Origin of the sequence: Bradyrhizobium sp. STM 3566, from assembly GCF_045571445.1 — a bacterium.
Classification (GTDB): domain Bacteria; phylum Pseudomonadota; class Alphaproteobacteria; order Rhizobiales; family Xanthobacteraceae; genus Bradyrhizobium; species Bradyrhizobium vignae.
On the sequence record NZ_CP120692.1, the window covers coordinates 2979074 to 2998289 of the forward strand.

Below are 19216 nucleotides of genomic sequence, written 5' to 3' on the forward strand. Positions count from 1 at the left end.
CCCGGGATCGTCCCGGGGATCCACGTTCTTTGTGCTGCGTGGCAAGACGTGGATGGCCGTGAAAAGCCCGGCCATGACAGCTAACGCGCATCCCGCGCCAGCGCGCGCGGTTTGGCTTCGACCTTCGCCGCCGTCAGCGCCATCGTCGCGACGCTGACGACGCGCCCGACCACGTCCTCGACGTCGTCGAGATCGCATTTGCCTTCCGACAATTTGATCAGCCGCTCGCTCTCGCGGATGGTGTGGTGCGCCATGGCGAGCGCGAAGTTGAGGCCCCAATAGATATCGATCTCGCTGCGCTCGGGCAGGGACCTGCGCATCGAGGCGGCGAATTTGCGCAAATGGTCGATCTCGCGGTTCTTGATGCGGCGGATCGGCGGCACGGATTCGATCGAGGCGCGGATCATGAAGCGCGCGGCGGTCGAGCGCTGGTTCTCCGGCCCCAGGCAGCCGCGCAAGGTCGGCCCCACCAGCGCGCGCAGGATCACTTCGATCGGCGCGCGGCCGCCGCCTTGCTCCTCCGCCGCCTTCAATTCGCGCAGGCGCTCGCGGTTGGTCTGAACCGAACGAGTGACGAATAATTCCGCGATCAGTTCGTCCTTCGAGCCGAAATGATAGTTCACCGCGGCGAGGTTGACGCCGGCCTCCGCGACGATGTCGCGCAACGTCACGTCGCCGAAGCCGCGGTCGGCATAGAGCCGTTCGGCGGCGGCGAGAATGGCAGACCTCGTATGATCGCTGGCCATGACCTTTGTCCCGTCATTCCGGGGCGACGCGCCAGCGTCGAACCCGGAATCTCTCGCCACATTTCGAGATTCCGGGTTCAGCCCTGCGGGCCGCCCCGGAATGACGCCGTGAGCGAGGGAGTTGCAATTCAAACATTTGTATGAAACTATCGTTTGAAGGCCGGGAAAGTCAATCCGCTTTCGGGACTCATTCGCAATTGCGATGGGTTCCGGTGCGCCCCGCAGTTCGCGTATTCGCGCTTGCGGGCCGCGCACGGCGGGAGGACAGTCCGGCGCAAAAGTACCAGCGAGAGAGAACCGAGGAGCGTCCCATGGACTTCGACATGTCCCCCAAGCAGAAGGAATGGCTCGACCGCGTGCGGTCCTTCATGGCCAAGCACGTGCGCCTGGCGGTGCCGATTTACGATCAGCAGGACAAGAGCGGCGACCGCTGGAAGGTCATTCCGATCCTGGAAGACCTCAAGAAGAAGGCCAAGGCCGAGGGTCTCTGGAACATGTTCATGCCGCCGTCCGAGCACGAGGACGACGAATTCCGCGGCGCGGGACTGACCAATCTCGAATATGCGCTGCTGTCGGAAGAGATGGGCCGCATCACCTGGGCCTCCGAAGTGTTCAACTGTTCGGCGCCCGACACCGGCAACATGGAAGTGTTCATCCGCTACGGCACCAAGGAGCAGAAGCGCAAATGGCTGCGTCCGCTGATGGACGGTGAGATCCGCTCCGCCTTCCTGATGACGGAACCGGCGGTCGCCTCGTCCGACGCCACCAACATCGAGACCCGCATCGAGCGCGATGGTGACCATTACGTCATCAACGGCCGCAAATGGTGGTCGTCCGGCGTCGGCGATCCCCGCTGCAAGATCGCGATCCTGATGGGCAAGACCGATTTCAAGGCGGCCAAGCACCAGCAGCAGTCGCAGATCCTGGTTCCGCTCGACACGCCAGGTATCAAGGTCGAGAAGATGCTGCCGGTGTTCGGCTTCGACGACGCGCCGCACGGCCACGCCCAGGTGCTGCTCGAGAACGTACGGGTGCCGAAGGAGAACATCCTGCTCGGCGAAGGCCGCGGCTTCGAGATCGCGCAGGGCCGTCTCGGTCCGGGCCGTATCCATCACTGCATGCGCACCATCGGCAAGGCCGAGGAGGCGCTGGAGAAGATGGTGAAGCGGCTCGCCTCGCGCACCGCGTTCGGCAAGAAGATCGTCGAGCACAGCGTTTGGGAGCAGCGCATCGGTGAAGCCCGCACCAACATCGAGATGACGCGTCTTCTGTGCCTCAAGGCAGCCGACATGATGGACAAGGTCGGCAACAAGACCGCGCAGGCCGAGATCGCGATGATCAAGGTCGCAGCGCCCAACATGGCGCTGAAGATCATCGACGAGGCGATCCAGGCCTTCGGTGGCGCCGGCGTCTCGGATGAAGCCGGCCTTGCCAAGGACTACGCCCACATCCGCACGCTCCGTCTCGCGGACGGTCCGGACGAGGTGCACAACCGCGCCATTGCCAGGCTCGAACTTCGGAAGTATGCAAACTCTACCAGTCACTAAGAGGGAGAGCCAGGCGGCGCTCCCGACTTGAAGAAACGACAGGGCATGGTCCCATTCGGAATGACCGCTTGACGCAAGTGCGTCAGCGGTTACCGATTAGGATCATGCTCGACCTGCACAAGGTCAGGACTGAAGAGGGAGCGTCATCGTGGCGGACGGCGTCAGAAAGGACGAAGAATTCTCGGGCACCAAGCCGGTCGAGGAGCGGCATCGTTTCGACGAGCTGCGCCTGGAAGCGTGGATGCGCGAGCACGTCGAAGGTTTTGAAGGCCCGCTGGTCGTGCTCCAGTTCAAGGGCGGCCAGTCCAACCCGACCTATCGCCTCAACACGCCGAAGCGCTCCTACGTGATGCGCCGCAAGCCCTTCGGCAAGCTGCTGCCGTCGGCGCATGCGGTCGATCGCGAATACCGTGTCATTGCAGCCCTTGGTAAGCAGGGCTTTCCGGTCGCGCGCGCCTATGCGCTGTGCCAGGACGACAGCGTCATTGGCGCGGCCTTCTACATCATGTCGATGGAGGAGGGCCGGGTGTTCTGGGATCCGACACTGCCGAGCCAGGATCGCGATGCACGGCGCAAGATCTTCACCAGCAAGATCGAGACGCTGGCGAAACTCCACATGTTCGATCCCAATGCCATCGGCCTTGGCGATTTCGGCAAGTCGGGCAATTATTTTGCACGCCAGATCGACCGCTGGACCAAGCAGTACCGGGCGTCCGAGACCCAGCACATTCCCGAGTTCGAGAAGGTCGCCGAATGGCTGCCGAGGACCGTGCCGGAGCAGGCGCGCGTCTCGATCGTCCATGGCGACTACCGTCTCGACAACATGATTTTCCACGCGACGGAACCGCGCGTGCAGGCCGTGCTGGATTGGGAGCTGTCGACGCTCGGCGATCCCATGGCCGACTTCACCTATTTGTTGATGCAGTGGATCATGCCGGGCCTGGAAGGCGCCGACCTCGAGGCGCTCAACATCCCGAGCCTGGAAGAGGCGGCGCAGATCTATTGCAACGTTACAAAGATGACGGTGCCTGATCTCAACTGGTACTTCGCCTACAATCTGTTCCGTCTTGCCGGCATCACCCAAGGCATCGCCGGCCGCGTCCGCGACGGGACCGCCGCCAACGCCAAGGCGCTCGAATCCGCCAAGCGCACCGTGCCGCTGTCAAAGGCATCGTGGGAGTACGCGCAGAAGGCGGGCGCGGTGTAAGAGACGACAGGGCGCGGCGATGGCCGCGCCCTTTTTCTTCGGTTCTCGTGTCCCGGACAAGGCGCATCACGACGTGATGCGCCGCCGAGCCGGGACCGAGTCACGTCACGGATATCACCTACGACGGTGCCTTCGCACAATGCGCGATCAGCCTCTCCACGAAGCCCGCGCACTTCTCCAACTCCGCCATCTCCACGAACTCATCCGGCGTATGCGCCTGCGCGATCGAGCCCGGGCCGATCACCACCGCGGGGACATCGGCCATGCTGGCGAACAGGCTGGCTTCGGTGCCGAAGGCGACCTTGGCGTGGTCATTGCGGCCCGCAAGGCTCTTGGCGAGGGTGACGATCGGGGCGTCGGCGGCGGTGTCGAGCGCGGGGTAGTCGAGGATCTCTTCGAACGTGATGCCGCACTCGGCATTCTTCGCCTTCATCGCCGGCTCGAGTTCGGACTTGGCCCAGGCGACGATCGCATCCGTGACCTCGCGCGATTCGGTGATGCCGATGCCGCGGCATTCGAACTCCACCGTGCAAGTGTCGGGCACGATGTTAAGCGCCGCGCCGCCATGCACGATGCTGGTGAGCAGCGTCGAGTGCGGAACGTCGTAGAGGCTGTCGGTTGACCGCGCGGCCGCGAGCGCTACGGCGCGGCGGCGGATCTCGACGATCAACTCGGCGGCATATTCGATCGCATTCACCCCATCGGGCGCGATCGAGGAATGACGGGCGAGCCCACGGAACGTGGCGCGCACGCCGTGCTTGCCCTTATGGCCGATGATGACCTGCATCTGGGTCGGCTCTCCGATGAAGGCGCCGAGCGGCTTGACCTGCTTCTTCGCGACCTCACGCAGCATCGGCCGCACGCCGACGCAGCCGATCTCCTCGTCATAGGAGATCGCCAGATGAATCGGCGTCTTGAGCCTCGCCTCCACCATCTCCGGCACCATGGCAAGGCACACCGCGACGAAACCCTTCATGTCGGTGGTGCCGCGGCCGTAGAGCTTGCCGTCGCGCTCGACGAGCTTGAACGGATCATGGCTCCAGTCCTGGCCGACGACGGGAACGACGTCGGTATGGCCCGACAGCACGAAGCCCCGCCGGTCGTCCGGCCCGATCGTGACCCAGAGCGAGGCCTTCTGCCCGGTCGCGTCGACGATGCGCTCACTCTTGATGCCGAATGCGGCGAGGTAGCTCTCGATATGGGCAATCAGGGGCAGGTTGGTGCGGTCGCTGATGGTGTCGAAGCCGACGAGGTCGGCAAGCAGTTTGCGGATGCGATCGGGTCTTGAGCTCTGCATTGTCTCGGTCTGGTCAGGAAATGGAGGCTGAGTTGCCTGCAGGAACCATACCAACGTGATGGCCGGTCGGGCAAATCAACACAGCCCAGGGATGGAGCGCAGAGCAATCGGGGCCGCTGTATCTGCTGACGCGATTCCGAAAGTCCGCGTCGCTCGATCCGGGCCACAATCCCTTGCGTTGCCGGTCGGGCAAAACACGCGAGCGGTGGGTCAACGCACCCGGCCAAAAATATTCCGCTTTACCGAAATTCGGAAAGGGCGTATGTCTCGCCGCAATCCGGCCCAAGGAAGAGGGGCGTATCGCGATCGTCACGAACGCGGGCCGGGCGGCGGTGGACGTGGGTTGCACCGGCGCGAAGGGTTTTGCAGGGCGGGCAACCGTGAGCGAAGACCTCGCGCCAACGACGGGTGCGGTTCGCGTACGGCAAAATCGTGTGGTCCTGGCGCCCGGGGTCTGTGCGCCAAGTGTTGCGGTGATGTGGCGGCCCGACCGGGCACGTGCATCAGCCATCCGCAAGGCGACGGGGGCAATAGTGCATCGCTCCCCGAGGAGATCACGACATAAGCCGTCAAACCACTGCGCAGGGAAGGCCGGGATGTCTCCGGTTGCCCTGTTTCTCCGCCGTGCATGAAGCATACGCAATCTGCTCTTGGCATGGCGGTCGATGGGAGCCATCAATTGCCGCGCGATATGTTCCTCGCGCCACCCCCGGTCACGGCCTACATCATCAGCCTGATCGACAGCTGCTCGCGTCTGGCCTGGGCCGAGGTCCTGACATCCAAGAAGGCGCTGCCGGTCATGTTCAAGACCCTGAAGATGATCAACACCCTCAACGTCACCTATGGGCTCGTCTTCCAGGAAATCCTGTCCGACAACGGCGCCGAGTTCGCCGCCCGCACCAAGCCGGCCGAGCATCCATTCGAGGCCATGCTGCTCGAGCTCGGCATCAAACACCGCTACACCAGGCCCTATCGGCCGCAGACCAACGGCAAGGTCGAACGCTTCTGGCGTACCCTCGATGACGACGTCATCGAGGGTACGACCTTCGACAACCTGGACCACTTCGCCAATGAACTGTTCGAGTACCTCGTCTACTACAACAACCACAGACCCCATCAGGCCTTGGCAGGACAAACTCCCAAGGCTTTCGCCGCTTCCAAGACCACCGCGATCCAATCAGCGAATTATTGAACATCGACAATTGCGAGCGCAGCGAAGCAAATCCAGAGTCTTTCCGCGGATGCATTTCTGGATTGCTCACATGGGGATTTGGTGTGTCAAGGCGGTTTGTTCAGCTCTTTGTTCGATTGCAGGCCAGCTCTTCGTCCCGACCGTGGAGCACGTAGGATGGCGCGCGCAGATCGAGTCAAGGTCGGCCCGTAGGGCCGTCGCGAAGCGACTTGGCCTTGACTCGAGCGAGCACGCCATCAGGCTTTGGCAGTCGGGGCAGCGGGCGGATAACTCCTTTTCGTCAGGCGATCCAAGGGTCGAGCCGGTTTTTGCAATCTGGTTTGCTTGCCAGATCAAACTCACATTCGGTCGCTGCGCGGCGGCGGCTGCACCAACATTCCGCTTGCGGCGGGCAGGCTCGAGAGGACGAGACCATTCTTCGTTACGGCGTTTGAAGCCATGCAATCCATCGGTTCGTCCACCCGGATCGGCCGAGGCTGATCAATCTCGGCGGATTGGCTTTGAGGCTGAGGAGCGTGGTGTCAGGCGGCGGCCTTTATCTCGGCTCCCTCGATCACCACGCCCGCGGTCACGTACTTCCAGAGGGCCACGAGCAGCTTGCGCGCGAGCGCCACGATCGCGCGCTTGCGGCCGCGTTGGCTGTGCACCTTGAACCACTGGGTCAAAGCCGATTGAGGCTGGTGGCGTACCCAGAGCCAGGCGAGCTGGATCATCGTGGTTCTCAGGCGCGGATTGCCAGCCTTCGACACGCCTTGCTCGCGCTCGATGCCGCCACTGCGCCATGGCGTGGCTGCAAGGCCGGCATAGGATGCAATCTGGCGGCGGTTGGCGAACTGCCGGTAAAAGGCCTCCGACCAGAGAACGGCCGTGAAGTTCGGGCCCAGGCTCTTCAGTTCGAGCAGCATTGCCACCGGGTTCGATACGGTCTTCTCCCCGCCGCCTTGCTCGCGGCCAGCAACGCATCCTGCTCGCGCTCCACCGCCGTGATCTGGTCGAGCAGCAGTTCGAGCCGGTCGAGTTCGCGGCTGATCTGCGCCTTCAGATGCGCCAGCAAGGCGCGCCCGTCGCCCGTCCGCAAGGCCTCCAGCCGCTTCCGCCGGTCTCGCCGCAGCGGCGCGTAGTCGAAGATCCCTTGCGCGAACAGAAGACCCTTGATCCGGTTCACATGCTCGATCCGCTCCGCGATCAAGGTCTCTCGCTCGCGGCACAGCCTACGGCGGTCCTCCTCTGCCGGAGAGGGCGCAACGACCATGGCGCAGACCCGTACCTCGCCGCGCTTGTAGGCCAGCAGCGTCCGCAACAGCGTCTCGCCATCCAGCCGGTCCGTCTTGGCCCGCCGGCGCCGGCGCGGCGTCGCAATCGAGGCCGGATCGACTACGTGGCTCTCGATGCCTTCCTGCTGCAGGGCGCGGTGAAGCCAGAACCCGTCCAGCCCCGCCTCCTGGATCGTGATGAGCGGATAGCTCTCACCCGTTCGCGCCTGCGCCTTGCGCTTCAGCTCCGCAAACAGCTTCAACAGTTCCGAAAGCTCGCCGGCCTTCATGCTGCGTTTGGACATCTTCTCGCCCTTGCAGGGCGACAGCGAAGTGACCAGCCATGTCGAACGGCTCAGTTCCAATGACACAAAAATTGCGCCAAACTGCGTGCGGATAGCGGCCAGTCCGTCGGAAGGATGATCGAGCAACATCGTCGTCTCCAGGTTGAATGGATTCAGCAACCCTCAGTCTGGCCTCAGACCTGGTCGCTATCCACTCCCCATGGAATCTTCGCTCCGCTCGCAATGACGATGTTGAGGCAGCTGTGCGCGACAAAATCCGCTCTCGTGCCCCGGACGCAGCGCAGCGCTCCTCTAGCGCTGCGCTGCAGAGCCGGGGCCCATGCTGCAGCGAGCTCCGTAGCCTGCTGGGTCCCGGCTCTGCGCCGCAACGCTTGCGCGCTGCAGCGCGTCCGGGACACAAAGTGTACGAACTAAACCGGCTTCCCCGTATACGGCATGGATGCCGTCAAGCCTCCGTCGACGGGGAACGCCTGGCCGTTCACATAGGACGCTTCGTCGCTCGCCAAAAACAACCCCATCGCGGCGAGCTCGTGCGGCTGTCCCGCACGCTTCAGCGGGTTGAGCTGGCCGATCTTGTCATGGGTGCCGCGCTCCTTGGCGCGGTCGAAGATCGGCTTGGTCATGCCTGTTTCGATCAGGCCCGGGCACACCGCGTTGATGCGCACGCCGGTGCCGGTGAGCGAATAGGCCGTGGTCTGCACCAGGCTGATCACGCCGGCCTTGCTCGCCGCGTAGGGATGCCCGCTGGCGCCGGCCTTGAGGCCCGCGACGGACGCGGTCAGCACGATCGCGCCGGACTGCTGCTTGACCATATGCGGCATCGCGTATTTCACCGCGAGGAACGGCCCGATCAGATTGACGCGCAAAATCTCCTGCCAGTGCTCCACTGTCTGCTCGGCGAGCGGAACGAGGCCGCCGGAGATGCCGGCATTGGCCCAGATCACGTCGAGCCGGCCATGCGTCTTCACCGCTTTGTCGATCACGGCGATGACGTCGGCCTCGGAGCCGGCATCCGCCACCATGGCTTCCGCAATGCCGCCGGCCTTCTTCACCTCCTCGACGGTCTCCTTCACCGCCTCGGTACGATCGACCGCGATCAGCTTTGCGCCTTCCCTGGTGAACAGCAGCGAAGCCGCACGGCCGATGCCGCTGCCGGCGCCGGTGATGATGACGGATTTGCCTTGCAGGCGGCCCATGCGTTTCTCCCTTTGCTCGCACGCGGCCCTTGCCGCGCGACGGAATTTCAAACAAGATTTCAAACGGTAAAGTGTCTTGAGACACGTTCGTTACTGACGTACAGCGACATCACACGGGATGGAAGGGTTTCGATGGCTGGTGCAGACAGGCCGAATGTGGTCATAACACGATGGTGGTGGGTCCGGCACGCGCCAGTGCGCAATGACGGCGGCAACATCTACGGCCAGTCCGACATCGCCTGCGATACCAGCGACACCTATGTGTTCAACGCTGTTGCCAAGGTGCTGCCACGCAAGGCGGTCTGGTATTCGAGCAATCTGATGCGCACGCATCAGACCGCCGAGGCGATCTGGGCCGCCGGCTTTCCAAGGCCTGCGTCGATGAAGTGGGAAGCGGATCTTGCCGAGCAGAATCTCGGCCGCTGGCAGGGCATGAACCGCGCTGAATTCATCGCGAGCCGTCCCGTCGGCGCCAGTTGGTTCGCCGATATCAACGAGCCCGCGCCAGGCGGCGAAAGCTTCATGGATCTCTACAACCGCACGCGCCGCACCATCGACCGGATCAACAACGAGGCGGCAGGGCAGGACATCATCGCGGTCGCGCATGGCGGCACCATCAAGGCGGCACTCGGGCTTGCGCTCGACGGCCAGCCGGAGCGGGGGCTCTCGTTCGACATCGACAATTGCTCGGTGACGCGGCTGGACTATTTTGCCAGTCCCGAACGCACGGTCTGGCGGCTGCCGATGGTCAACCAGCAGCCCTGGATCGCAGATGACGCGCACGCGGCGATGCATCAGCCGGCAGGACCGGAGGTCAAGAAGCTCGCCTGACACTGAATACGAAAGTCAATCTGGGAGAGAAACATGACCTTGTTCGACATGAAGGGGAAAGTCGCCGTCATCACGGGATCGACGCGCGGCATCGGGCTCGCGATCGCCGAGCGCATGGCCGAGCACGGCGCCAAGGTGGTGATCTCCTCGCGCAAGGCCGACGTGTGCGAGCAGGTGGCGAAGAGCATCAACGACAGATTCGGCAAGGCCACCGCCGTTGCGATCGCCGCGAACATCTCGTCGAAAGAGAATTTGCAAAACCTCGTCGACGAGAGCAACCGCGCCTTCGGCAAGATCGACGTGCTGGTCTGCAATGCGGCGTCGAATCCGTATTACGGTCCGCTCGCCGGCATCTCCGACGATCAGTTCAGGAAGATCCTCGACAACAACATCGTTGCCAACAATTGGCTGATCTCGATGGTGGTGCCGCAGATGATCGAGCGCAAGGACGGCTCGATCATCATCGTCTCCTCGATCGGCGGCCTCAAGGGCTCGACCATCCTCGGTGCTTACGCGATCTCGAAAGCCGCCGACATGCAGCTCGCGCGCAATCTCGCCTGCGAATACGGCAAGCACAATATCCGCGTGAACTGTATCGCGCCCGGCCTCATCAAGACCGATTTCGCGAAAGCGCTGTGGGACAATCCGGAGAACCTGAAGGCTTCGACCTCACGCTCGCCGCTGCTGCGTATCGGCATCCCCGACGAGATCGCGGGCGCGGCGGTGTTCCTGGGCTCGAAGGCCGGCGACTTCATGACCGGCCAGACCATGGTGATCGACGGCGGCGCGACGATCAGTTGAGGCGATAGAGCGCAGAAGGGAAGCGGCACGCAGCCTACCCACAACCAGTGTCATCGCCCGCGAAGGCGGGCGATCCAGTACTCCGCGGCGGAAGTTGCGTGAACGAACTGCTGCCGCAGGTCGTACTGGATGCCCCGTAAATGTGGGTATAAGGGTCGCGCCTAAGCGCGGACCTCACTCCACCGCCGCGTAAACCAGATCCCGCACCAGGGTTCGCGTGTAGTCGCGCTGGCCCGGGCCCTGGCTCATGAAGACCGCGAACAGATCCTCCTTCGGATCGATCCAGAAGAACGTGCCGGCAATGCCGCTCCAGAAATACTGGCCGACGCTGCCAGGGAAGGGGGCGATGCCGGCCTCTCGGCGCACGGCAAAGCCGAGACCGAAGCCGTGGCCGGGCGACAGCAGCGTGCCATTCGTCACAACATGCGGCCCGAGATGATCGGACGCCATCAGCGCCAGCGTCTTGCGGCCGATGATCCTGTTGCCGTCGAGCGTGCCGCCATTGCGCAGCATCAGGCAGAAGCGGGCATAGTCCATCGTGGTCGAGACCAGGCCGCCGCCGCCGGACTCCATCACCGGCTGCTCGAGCATGTTGAACAGCGCGACCTTGTCGCCGGTCCAGGGGTCGGTCGCGAATGGCTCGGCAAGACGCCCGGCATTGGCCGCGGGGGTCGAGAAGCCGGTCTCGGCCATCTGGAGCGGCGCGAGCACGCGCTCGGTGAGGAACGCGCCGAGCGTTTTGCCGCTGACGACCTCGATGATGCGGCCAAGGATGTCGGTGGACCGACTGTAGTTGAACTCCGCGCCGGGCTGGCAGACCAGCGGAAAGCTCGCCACCAGTGCGGCATGCTCGGCATTGGTGATCTTGCGGCTGCGGACGCGGGAGTCCTGGTAGAGCTTGTGCACGGGGCCGTCGCCCTGGTGCTCGTAGGTGAGGCCGGAGGTGTGGCGGAGCAGGTCCTGCACGGTCATGGGCCGCGTCGGCGGCACCAGCTCCAACTTGCCGTCCTTGACGACGCCGACCTGCTGGCTCGCGAACTCCGGGATGAATTTTGCGACCGCGTCGCTGAGCAGGAGCTGGCCGTCCTCGACCAGCGCCATGATGCCGACCGAGACGATCGGCTTGGTCATCGAGAAGATGCGGAAGATCGAATCGCGCGCCATCGGCGCCGCGCCCGCCGGGCCCTGCTTGCCGAGCGCCTCGAACCAGCCGATTTGGCCGCCCCTCGCCACCAGCACGGTGACCCCGGGAACGGTTCCCTTGTCGATCTCGCGGCTGAAGGCATCAGACATGGCCTGGAGACGGGGGCGCGACAGCGCGAGCGTCTCGGGGCGGGCCTCCGGCAAAGGCGGGGTGTGGAGCGCGATCGGTGCCTGTTGGGCGGCTGTGGCGGTCGCTGTAACGGTCATGGGCACTCCCGATTGTTTTTCGTTATGGCCAATGGACTGTGGCCCAGAAAGCCCGGCACAAACAAGCGAAGCCGGCGCGGTTCACCCTTGCAAACCGGCCGCTCTCTGTGCTTGAAAGCGCCCCTGATCCGCGGCGACGCTGGGTCTATAGGAGTGTAGCTCAATTGGTAGAGCACCGGTCTCCAAAACCGGGGGTCGCAGGTTCGAGCCCTGCCACTCCTGCCAGATAAATCAAGGGCTTAAGCGGCGTTTAATATCTCGAACAGAGGCTGAACGGGACCCAAAGCAGCTTAGGACCCAAGAATTCCCGCAGAGATAGCATTGATGACATCTACGACCGAAGTATCGGCCGTCTGCTTGCGTTTGCGCTTTGCGTAGTTCCTCAGCCGCACCGCGGGGTCGTCCCCGATCCGTTCAGCAACAGTGTGCACCGGCACGCCCTTGTCGAGCAGGAGGGTGGCGTGGGTGCCTCGCAGATGGTGGAACTCGAAGCCGACAAACCCCAGGGCGTCAGCGCCGCGGCGGAAGGTCTTTGAGAACGCGCTTGGGTCTCTCGGCTTGGCAAAATCGAAGTCCTCGCCGGCCGCTGGGGCGCCCGGAAAGATCAAGGCGTTCTCCGGCAGCCGGACGAGGCTTAGGTCGACTTCGACGTCGTCGGGAATGCCCGCCAGAAGGCGCTGGAGCTTCGCCCGCTCGGCCAGCAGCAAAGTGACGGTCCCCTCGTCCCGAGCGATCGTGCGCTTTCCGCGCCACGTCTTAGGTACCTTTAAAGGGATCCCGAACTTCTTGGTGATCTCTAGAGCTCGCTCGACCCTGAGGGTCTTTTGCTCTGGATTGAAGTCGATCCAGCGGAGGCCAGAAGCTCGTTGCGGCGAACGCCAGTCGCGGCATCGACCGCGACCGGAGCGTACATGGTCGGGGAGGGCTTGAACCCGTCCACCAGGGTCTTGAGGTCCGGCTCATCAAGCGCCAAGCCGTGATCGCTCTCGCCGGCCGAGGGAAGTTGTTCGATCCGGGTCATCGGGTTGCTGGTAAGCATCCCTTTCCGCTCTGCGGTCGACAGGCAGGAGTTGAAACACCGGTGCACGTGGTTGACGGTCATCGGTGCCAGCTTTTGCTCGAGCTTCCCATATAGCTCGTCAATTTCAATGGCCTTCAGATGACGAGCTCTCGTTCGGCCTGCCGGAGCATTTCGCAGGCTATGCCAACGACGTCGTCAGCCGCTTCGGCATCGCGCGGGTTCGCTGGTCGTCGAGCTCGGCAGCAACGACGGATCGCTGCTCGGCTTCTTCAAGGAGCGCGGCATGCGCGTGCTGGGTGTCGATCCTGCAGTCGACATCGCGCGGCGCGCGACGGAAGCGGGAATCGAGACTATCGGCGATTTCTTCACCGATGCGATCGGGCACCGCATCCTGCAGAGCCATGGTGCGGCGAGCGTCGTGATCGCCAACAACATGATCGCCAATGTCGACAATCTCGATCCGCTGGTGATCGGGGTTCGCGACGTGCTTGCGCCGGACGGATTGTTCGTGTTCGAAACGCAATACGGCGTCGATGTCACCGAGAAGAACCTGCTCGACACCGTCTATCACGAGCATCTGTCGTATTTTAACATCAAGCCGCTGACGCGCTTTTTCGCCCGGCTTGGCATGGAAGTGATCGACGTCCAGCACATCTGGACCAAGGGCGGCTCGATCCGCGTGACGGTCCAGCGCGCCGGCGGTGCGAAGAAGCCGTCCGCGGAGGTCGCGCGCTTCATCGCGGAGGAGGACCGGCTCGGTGTCGATCAGCCGGCCTATTATGCGCCCTTGTGTCCCCGAAATCTGCCAGAATGTGGCAACGGGCGGTTGGATCAGAACCGCCCGTTGCCGGAACTGAGCCCGTTGCGCCCAAAGGCGACAGAGCCTGCTAAAGAGCAAGGGACAGCTCCGGTGTCTTCCTGAACCCGAACAGTTGCAAGGGCTGCGAGCCCGTACCAGGCAAGGAAGGGAGTGGATGATGACACAAGACGATCTGGTTGTCGTCGGCATCGATGTCGCTAAAGACAAGATTGATGCGTGCATTCGGACCGTAACGGAGCGGAAGACTTGCCCAACAACCGCGGCGGGGCGACGGAGCTTGATTGCATGGCTTCGCAAGCATCAGGTCGGCAAGGCAGTGATGGAGGCAAGCGGCGGCTACGAGCGGGTATGGGCCAAGGCGTTGCGCCAAGCAGGGCTGGAAGTACGGATCGTCGATCCCAAACGGGTTCGCCACTTTGCGGAATCGGCGGGACGCCTTGCGAAAAATGACAAGATCGACGCGGAGATGATCTCCTGGTTCGCCGAGACATTCGGCGAGGCTCCCAGCCAAGTCGACAATCCCGCTCACGAGGAGATGAAGGCACTGGTGAAGGGACGCCAAGGCCTGCTTGACGTCAGGGCTCGCCTGGAAATGCAGAAGGAGCATGAGGCGCCGGCCCTTGTTCAGAAGGCTCGCGCGCGTCTTCTTAAGAAGCTGGCTGACGAAATCGCCGCGCTCGAGACCGCGATCGCGGCGACGATCAAGACAACGCCGGACTTTGCCAAACGCGCCGAGATCATCCAGAGCGTACCAGGCTTTGCTGAGGGGACCGCAATGGCGCTGCTTGGAGGACTACCGGAGCTGGGGCAGGTGAGCGACGAAGTTGCCGCCGCGTTGATGGGCGTTGCTCCTTATGACGATGATAGCGGCAAACGTCGAGGTGAACGCTGCATCAAGGGTGGCCGCCGCTGGGTGCGAAATGCCCTCTACATGCCCTGTGTCGGTGCCGCAACGCTGAACAATCCGGTGTTCAAGGCCTTCTACGAACGGCTGATTGCCAAGGGCAAGCCGCCAAAGGTCGCGATCGTCGCCTGCATGCGCAAGCTGATCATCATCCTCAACACCATGATCGCGCGCGGCGAGACGTGGGATCCGAAGAAATACAGGGTGGCCTGACGAGCGCGCCTATCTCGCGCTCGGACCTCGGCCGAGCGCATGCAAAGCCAACAGACCGGTGAGCGGACGGGGTCAAGGCCGTCAGCCGCCGCAGGCGGGGGCGCGCCAGCGCCAGCCTTGAGGCCGGCCGATCGCCGGGCTACTTCGCCACAGTTGCTATGTGAAGAGGATCGCTGCCATCCGCGACGAGCTGGTCGCGATGGCGGATGCCGCCCATGCGCGTGGTCAGCTGGTCGCCGGCTACGGCGTCTCGGTCGGCACCACGACCCTGCTTCCGCAGTTCGGCCTGGAGAACAAGATCGACTTCCTGGTGGACGACGACCCAAAAAAGGGGAACGTGATGGCCGGCCCGGGTTACGACATTCCGATTCTGCCTCCGGCCGCCCTTTACGAGCGCAAGCCCGCCTTCGTCGTGGTCTTCGCCTGGCGCTATGTCGACCCGATCCGGGCAAAGCACGCTCGCTATTTCGCCGAAGGTGGAAAGTTCGTGGTGCCGCTGCCTGGCATTTCCAGGGTGGAACGGGCCGACTGACTGTGCCGGGCTGCCGATGGTCTCCCCGGCGCCTTGCGGGCGGTGGATAACCCCTTGATCCACATGGTCTCTGCACGGCCGTCCGGGGGAAGGCGGCTTGCCCGCACGAACTCTCTATATCTTGACCTTTGGCCCCATCCGCAGTAGATACCCCGCACTCGCAGCCGGCCCGTTAGACGCGGATCTCCGGCGCGGCTTTGAAATCCCCGAACAATCGAGCCCGGTTTCCGGCTCATCCTTCGAGACAGAGGGCTGGGCCAACGGCGGCTGTTCGGATCCCTGAAATTCATTCGCGTCTGTCGACGGACGCTGGACCCTAGACGATGGCAGTCAGCCCGTTCAAGTTCTTGCAGGAAGTGCGCTCGGAGACTGCCAAGGTCACCTGGCCGACCCGCCGCGAGACCACTATCACCACCATCATGGTGTTCGTCATGGTCGCGCTGGCCTCGATCTTCTTCTTCGCCGCCGACCAGATGATCCGCTACCTCATCACCTTCGTCCTGGGCATTCACTGATGGCAACAGCAACCGCTCAAGTGTCCGACAAGCGCTGGTACATCGTCCACGCCTATTCGAACTTCGAGAAGAAGGTCGCCGAATCGATCCGCGAGCAGGCCAAGCAGCGTGGGCTCGAGGATTTATTCGAGCTGGTGCTGGTTCCGACCGAGAAGGTCACGGAAGTGCGCCGTGGCCGCAAGATCGACGCCGAGCGCAAGTTCTTCCCGGGTTACGTGCTGGTGAAGATGAAGCTGACCGATGAGGCGTTCCATCTGATCAAGAACACGCCGAAGGTCACCGGCTTCCTCGGCGCGGAAAACAAGCCGATGCCGATCTCGGAAGCCGAGGCCATGCGCATCCTGCACCAGGTGCAGGAAGGCGTGGAACGGCCGAAGGCGTCGGTGTCGTTCGAGATCGGCGAGAACGTGCGCGTGGCCGACGGCCCGTTCGCCTCGTTCTCGGGTGTGGTCGAGGAAATCGATGAGGCGCGCTCGCGCGTGAAGGTCGCGGTGTCGATCTTCGGCCGCGCGACGCCGGTCGAGCTGGAATTCGGTCAGGTCGAGAAGGTCTGACCGGGTAACGCGTGAGGCCGAAAGGCTTCGCGCAAAGAGAGGCCGTGGGAGGGAGAGGGCGGTTGCCAGCCGCATCCGACCCAGACCACGAACCTGAAACCGCCGGCAATCGCCGGCACAACAGGAGTGATACATGGCAAAGAAAGTGACCGGATACCTGAAGCTTCAGGTCCCGGCCGGTGCGGCGAATCCTTCGCCCCCGATCGGTCCCGCGCTCGGTCAGCGCGGTCTCAACATCATGGAGTTCTGCAAGGCGTTCAACGCCCAGACCCAGAAGGAAGAGAAGAACACCCCGATCCCGGTGATCATCACCATCTATGCGGACCGTTCCTTCACCTTCGAGATGAAGACGCCGCCGATGTCCTACTTCCTCAAGCAGGCGGCCAAGATCCAGTCCGGCTCGAAGGCGCCGGGCCGTGACAAGGCCGGCAAGGTGACCAAGGCGCAGGTGCGCGAGATCGCCGAGAAGAAGATGAAGGACTTGAATTGCGACACCATCGAATCGGCCATGAAGATGGTCGAGGGCTCCGCCCGTTCGATGGGTCTGGAAGTTGCGGGGTAAGCGGCCATGGCAATCGGAAAGCGTTTGAACAAAGCCCGCGAAGGCATTGACCGCGAAAAGCTTTACCCGCTCGCGGACGCCATCAAGATGGTCAAGGAGCGCGCGAAAGCGAAGTTCGACGAGACCATCGAGGTCGCCATCAATCTCGGCGTCGATCCGCGTCACGCCGACCAGATGGTCCGCGGCGTCGTGACCCTGCCGAACGGCACCGGCCGTACGCTCCGCGTCGGCGTGTTCGCCCGCGGCGCCAAGGCCGATGAGGCCAAGGCCGCGGGTGCCGACGTCGTCGGCGCCGAGGACCTGGTCGAGAAGGTGCAGAACGGCACGATCGATTTCGACCGCTGCATCGCCACCCCCGACATGATGCCGCTGGTCGGCCGCCTCGGTAAGGTGCTCGGCCCGCGCGGCCTGATGCCGAACCCGAAGATCGGCACCGTGACCATGGACGTCACAGGTGCGGTGAAGGGTGCCAAGGGCGGCTCGGTCGAGTTCCGGGTCGAGAAGGCCGGCATTCTGCAGGCCGGTGTCGGCAAGGCCTCGTTCTCCGAGGAGAAGCTGGTCGAGAACATCAAGGCTCTCGCGGACGCCGTCTCCAAGGCGAAGCCGGCCGGTTCCAAGGGCACCTACATCCAGCGCGTTGCGGTGTCCTCGACGATGGGCCCCGGCGTGAAGGTCGAGCCGGGGACCATTCTCGGCTGAAGTTTGAAAATTGCATGAGGCGGGGGGCGGAATTGGGCGACCGATTCCGCCCCTCGTCGTTTGTGGTGGCGTTGACTGGAAACAAGAACAATGGCTGACAAGGTCCTGATCTACTCGCGCTTTCCCAAGTCGATGATGGTGCGTTTCGCCGAGCGGTTCGAACTGCTCGACACCGGCGGCAAGCCGGCGCGGGAGGTGTTTCCGGCCGACGTGCTCGGCGGCATCCGTGCGCTGCTGACCGCGGGCGGCTCGCCGCTGGGGGCAGAGGCGATGGACCTGTTTCCAAAGCTCGGCGTCATCGTCTGCTACGGCACCGGCTATGACGGCGTCGACCTGAAGGCCGCCGCCGCCCGCAATATCGCGGTTGGCCACAGTCCGGGCGCAAATGCGGCTTCCGTCGCTGACATTGCGATGACCCTGATGCTGGCGACGACGCGGCGGATTTTGGTGGCCGACCAGTATGTCCGCAGCGGCGACTGGGCGGCCTCGAAACAATCGCCGATGATGCGTCCCCAGGCCGGCATGCCCGGCCGCCGCATCGGCGTCTATGGCATGGGCGAGATCGGACGCAAGATCGCCGCGCGCTGCGTCGCTTTCGAGAGCGAGGCCGGCTACTACAGTCGCACCAAATACGATCTGCCCTATCAATATTTCCCGTCGCTGGAGGCGCTGGCCGACTGGTGCAGCGTGCTGATGATCGCGGTGCGGGCAGGGGCCGAGACCCAACATGTCGTCAACGCCGATATCCTCAGGCGAATCGGCGCGGACGGCTACGTCGTCAACATCTCCCGCGGCTCCGTCGTCGACGAGAAGGCCCTGGTCGCGGCGCTCACCGACAAGACCATCGCGGGGGCCGGCCTCGACGTCTTCGAGAAGGAACCGCACGCGCCCGACGCGCTGACCGCGCTCCCGAACGTCGTGTTCGCCCCCCATATCGGCGGCCACACCCTGGACTCGCACGTTGCCATGCAGAATTGTGTGCTGGCGAACCTGGCGGCGTTTTTCGAGGGCAAGCCGCTGCCTTACGCCGTCAAATCGGCCTGAATCGGTCCCTGTTGGGCCATCCCAAGCCCTGTCGGCAATAGCTTGGAACTGGTGTGAATTTTGCTCTTGGCAAGCAGGCCCGGAGCGGTTAAAGAACCGCCTCCGGACGTGCCGGCCTCGGCTGGCGCGTCCGTGCACGCATTCCGGAAACCCGACACGGCAGGAGATCATTCCTTTTCAGGACGTCCGCAAGGATTTGCCGGAAAAGGAAGGAAAACCCGTCGGTTGGCTGGGGTGCGGGCAGAGGTCGGACGGTTCGCCGGCTGACCTTGTCCTGTCCAAGACTGCAGGCGCCCGCGGGAAATTTCGATTTCTCAACGGCTTAATCGCATGGCCTGCATAGACGGGTGAAGACCGGATTTCACTTCGCACCCAGCTTTAAGGGCTGGCTTCGCGAAAAGGGTCTGGTTCGGACCTCGACACGCCGTGGGCCTCTAACGGGCTCCCGGAGGGCAGGCTTTGAATTGTCGTCTTGCCCGGCGTGTCTGATGGGTTTTTGACCCGGAGGTTCAGGTTTGGGCGGGACGATGGGTGCAACCCGGCGGTCCCGCTTCTCGCGATGACCGC

At 63.5% G+C, this 19216-nt stretch carries 18 protein-coding genes, 1 tRNA gene and 3 pseudogenes; 15 read left to right on the top strand and 7 right to left on the bottom strand.

The annotated features are described in order from the left end of the window. Positions 1-80 precede the first annotated feature (80 nt). The gene (locus tag P6U27_RS14205) at positions 81-746 is read right to left on the bottom strand and encodes a TetR/AcrR family transcriptional regulator (RefSeq protein ID WP_407194249.1); all 666 of its coding nucleotides are present in this window, start codon (positions 744-746) and stop codon (positions 81-83) included. Between the two features lie 311 nt (positions 747-1057). On the opposite strand from P6U27_RS14205, the gene P6U27_RS14210 reads away from it, so the two are divergent. Together P6U27_RS14210 and P6U27_RS14215 are read left to right on the top strand one after the other, a co-directional pair. Continuing rightward, on the top strand, positions 1058-2293 hold the full coding sequence (locus P6U27_RS14210; RefSeq protein ID WP_407194250.1) for an acyl-CoA dehydrogenase family protein: 1236 nt from the start codon (positions 1058-1060) through the stop codon (positions 2291-2293). Between the two features lie 148 nt (positions 2294-2441). Next, positions 2442-3500, top strand: a complete 1059-nt coding sequence (locus P6U27_RS14215) for a phosphotransferase family protein (protein ID WP_129146307.1) — start codon at positions 2442-2444, stop codon at positions 3498-3500. 118 nt (positions 3501-3618) lie between these two features. On the opposite strand, the gene argE is transcribed toward P6U27_RS14215, so the two are convergent. Further along, a complete protein-coding gene (gene argE / locus P6U27_RS14220) occupies positions 3619-4797 on the bottom strand; it encodes an acetylornithine deacetylase (protein WP_407194251.1) in 1179 nt (392 codons plus the stop codon). A gap of 691 nt (positions 4798-5488) precedes the next feature. Between argE and P6U27_RS14225 the strand changes: the two are divergent. After that, positions 5489-5716: pseudogene (locus P6U27_RS14225) on the top strand (hypothetical protein); the annotation flags it as partial. A gap of 27 nt (positions 5717-5743) precedes the next feature. Further along, positions 5744-5989, top strand: a pseudogene (locus P6U27_RS14230) (integrase core domain-containing protein); the annotation flags it as partial. A gap of 521 nt (positions 5990-6510) precedes the next feature. On the opposite strand, the pseudogene P6U27_RS14235 reads toward P6U27_RS14230, so the two are convergent. Next, positions 6511-7676 (bottom strand): annotated as a pseudogene (locus tag P6U27_RS14235) (IS110 family transposase). Between the two features lie 281 nt (positions 7677-7957). Beyond that, positions 7958-8743, bottom strand: coding sequence for an SDR family NAD(P)-dependent oxidoreductase (locus P6U27_RS14240; protein ID WP_129145679.1), 786 nt, complete (start codon positions 8741-8743; stop codon positions 7958-7960). A gap of 132 nt (positions 8744-8875) precedes the next feature. Between P6U27_RS14240 and P6U27_RS14245 the strand changes: the two genes are divergently transcribed. Together P6U27_RS14245 and P6U27_RS14250 are read left to right on the top strand one after the other, a co-directional pair. Then, positions 8876-9574, top strand: coding sequence for a histidine phosphatase family protein (locus tag P6U27_RS14245; protein WP_164937193.1), 699 nt, complete (start codon positions 8876-8878; stop codon positions 9572-9574). A gap of 33 nt (positions 9575-9607) precedes the next feature. Further along, on the top strand, positions 9608-10375 hold the full coding sequence (locus P6U27_RS14250) for an SDR family NAD(P)-dependent oxidoreductase (protein ID WP_122402678.1): 768 nt from the start codon (positions 9608-9610) through the stop codon (positions 10373-10375). A gap of 174 nt (positions 10376-10549) precedes the next feature. Here the strand turns inward: P6U27_RS14250 and P6U27_RS14255 are convergent, their stop codons facing one another. After that, positions 10550-11785 (bottom strand): serine hydrolase domain-containing protein, encoded by a 1236-nt coding sequence (locus tag P6U27_RS14255; protein ID WP_407194252.1) that lies wholly within the window; start codon positions 11783-11785, stop codon positions 10550-10552. Positions 11786-11934: 149 nt separating this feature from the next. Here P6U27_RS14255 and P6U27_RS14260 point away from each other — a divergent pair. Further along, positions 11935-12010, top strand: a tRNA-Trp gene (locus tag P6U27_RS14260). 65 nt (positions 12011-12075) lie between these two features. Here the strand turns inward: P6U27_RS14260 and P6U27_RS14265 are convergent. Together P6U27_RS14265 and P6U27_RS14270 are read right to left on the bottom strand one after the other, a co-directional pair. Beyond that, positions 12076-12492 carry a hypothetical protein gene (locus P6U27_RS14265; protein WP_407194253.1) on the bottom strand — a complete coding sequence of 139 codons (417 nt, stop codon included), beginning with the start codon at positions 12490-12492 and terminating at the stop codon, positions 12076-12078. An 89-nt stretch (positions 12493-12581) separates the two neighbouring features. Then, complete coding sequence (locus tag P6U27_RS14270) at positions 12582-12887, bottom strand: hypothetical protein (RefSeq protein ID WP_407194254.1); 306 nt, start codon at positions 12885-12887, stop codon at positions 12582-12584. A gap of 142 nt (positions 12888-13029) precedes the next feature. Between P6U27_RS14270 and P6U27_RS14275 the strand changes: the two genes are divergently transcribed. The 8 genes from P6U27_RS14275 (at position 13030) to P6U27_RS14310 (ending at position 18649) form a co-directional block, all read left to right on the top strand. Further along, positions 13030-13728, top strand: coding sequence for a methyltransferase domain-containing protein (locus tag P6U27_RS14275; RefSeq protein ID WP_407194450.1), 699 nt, complete (start codon positions 13030-13032; stop codon positions 13726-13728). A 55-nt stretch (positions 13729-13783) separates the two neighbouring features. Next, on the top strand, positions 13784-14743 hold the full coding sequence (locus P6U27_RS14280) for an IS110 family transposase (protein ID WP_122406484.1): 960 nt from the start codon (positions 13784-13786) through the stop codon (positions 14741-14743). Between the two features lie 160 nt (positions 14744-14903). Then, the gene (locus tag P6U27_RS14285; protein ID WP_407194255.1) at positions 14904-15275 is read left to right on the top strand and encodes a methyltransferase C-terminal domain-containing protein; all 372 of its coding nucleotides are present in this window, start codon (positions 14904-14906) and stop codon (positions 15273-15275) included. Positions 15276-15598: 323 nt separating this feature from the next. Continuing rightward, on the top strand, positions 15599-15790 hold the full coding sequence (secE, locus tag P6U27_RS14290) for a preprotein translocase subunit SecE (RefSeq protein WP_407194256.1): 192 nt from the start codon (positions 15599-15601) through the stop codon (positions 15788-15790). Next, positions 15790-16344, top strand: coding sequence for a transcription termination/antitermination protein NusG (gene nusG / locus P6U27_RS14295; RefSeq protein WP_028146088.1), 555 nt, complete (start codon positions 15790-15792; stop codon positions 16342-16344). Before secE ends, nusG begins: the two co-directional genes overlap by 1 nt. 133 nt (positions 16345-16477) lie before the next feature. Beyond that, the gene (rplK, locus tag P6U27_RS14300; RefSeq protein ID WP_011088164.1) at positions 16478-16906 is read left to right on the top strand and encodes a 50S ribosomal protein L11; all 429 of its coding nucleotides are present in this window, start codon (positions 16478-16480) and stop codon (positions 16904-16906) included. Between the two features lie 6 nt (positions 16907-16912). After that, positions 16913-17605, top strand: coding sequence for a 50S ribosomal protein L1 (rplA, locus tag P6U27_RS14305; protein ID WP_025037003.1), 693 nt, complete (start codon positions 16913-16915; stop codon positions 17603-17605). A gap of 90 nt (positions 17606-17695) precedes the next feature. Continuing rightward, entirely contained in the window at positions 17696-18649 is a 954-nt protein-coding gene (locus tag P6U27_RS14310) for a 2-hydroxyacid dehydrogenase (protein WP_407194257.1), read from the top strand. Positions 18650-19216: the final 567 nt, after the last annotated feature.

What these genes read in the sequence shown, in the direction of transcription:
- P6U27_RS14240 (WP_129145679.1), bottom strand. Translation starts at nt 8,743, where the DNA reads ATGGGCCGCCTGCAAGGCAAATCCGTCATCATCACCGGCGCCGGCAGC.
- P6U27_RS14205 (WP_407194249.1), bottom strand. Translation starts at nt 746, where the DNA reads ATGGCCAGCGATCATACGAGGTCTGCCATTCTCGCCGCCGCCGAACGG.
- nusG (WP_028146088.1), top strand. Translation starts at nt 15,790, where the DNA reads ATGGCAACAGCAACCGCTCAAGTGTCCGACAAGCGCTGGTACATCGTC.
- rplK (WP_011088164.1), top strand. Translation starts at nt 16,478, where the DNA reads ATGGCAAAGAAAGTGACCGGATACCTGAAGCTTCAGGTCCCGGCCGGT.
- P6U27_RS14210 (WP_407194250.1), top strand. Translation starts at nt 1,058, where the DNA reads ATGGACTTCGACATGTCCCCCAAGCAGAAGGAATGGCTCGACCGCGTG.
- P6U27_RS14255 (WP_407194252.1), bottom strand. Translation starts at nt 11,785, where the DNA reads ATGACCGTTACAGCGACCGCCACAGCCGCCCAACAGGCACCGATCGCG.
- P6U27_RS14250 (WP_122402678.1), top strand. Translation starts at nt 9,608, where the DNA reads ATGACCTTGTTCGACATGAAGGGGAAAGTCGCCGTCATCACGGGATCG.
- secE (WP_407194256.1), top strand. Translation starts at nt 15,599, where the DNA reads ATGGCAGTCAGCCCGTTCAAGTTCTTGCAGGAAGTGCGCTCGGAGACT.
- P6U27_RS14245 (WP_164937193.1), top strand. Translation starts at nt 8,876, where the DNA reads ATGGCTGGTGCAGACAGGCCGAATGTGGTCATAACACGATGGTGGTGG.
- rplA (WP_025037003.1), top strand. Translation starts at nt 16,913, where the DNA reads ATGGCAATCGGAAAGCGTTTGAACAAAGCCCGCGAAGGCATTGACCGC.
- argE (WP_407194251.1), bottom strand. Translation starts at nt 4,797, where the DNA reads ATGCAGAGCTCAAGACCCGATCGCATCCGCAAACTGCTTGCCGACCTC.
- P6U27_RS14270 (WP_407194254.1), bottom strand. Translation starts at nt 12,887, where the DNA reads ATGACCGTCAACCACGTGCACCGGTGTTTCAACTCCTGCCTGTCGACC.
- P6U27_RS14310 (WP_407194257.1), top strand. Translation starts at nt 17,696, where the DNA reads ATGGCTGACAAGGTCCTGATCTACTCGCGCTTTCCCAAGTCGATGATG.
- P6U27_RS14280 (WP_122406484.1), top strand. Translation starts at nt 13,784, where the DNA reads ATGACACAAGACGATCTGGTTGTCGTCGGCATCGATGTCGCTAAAGAC.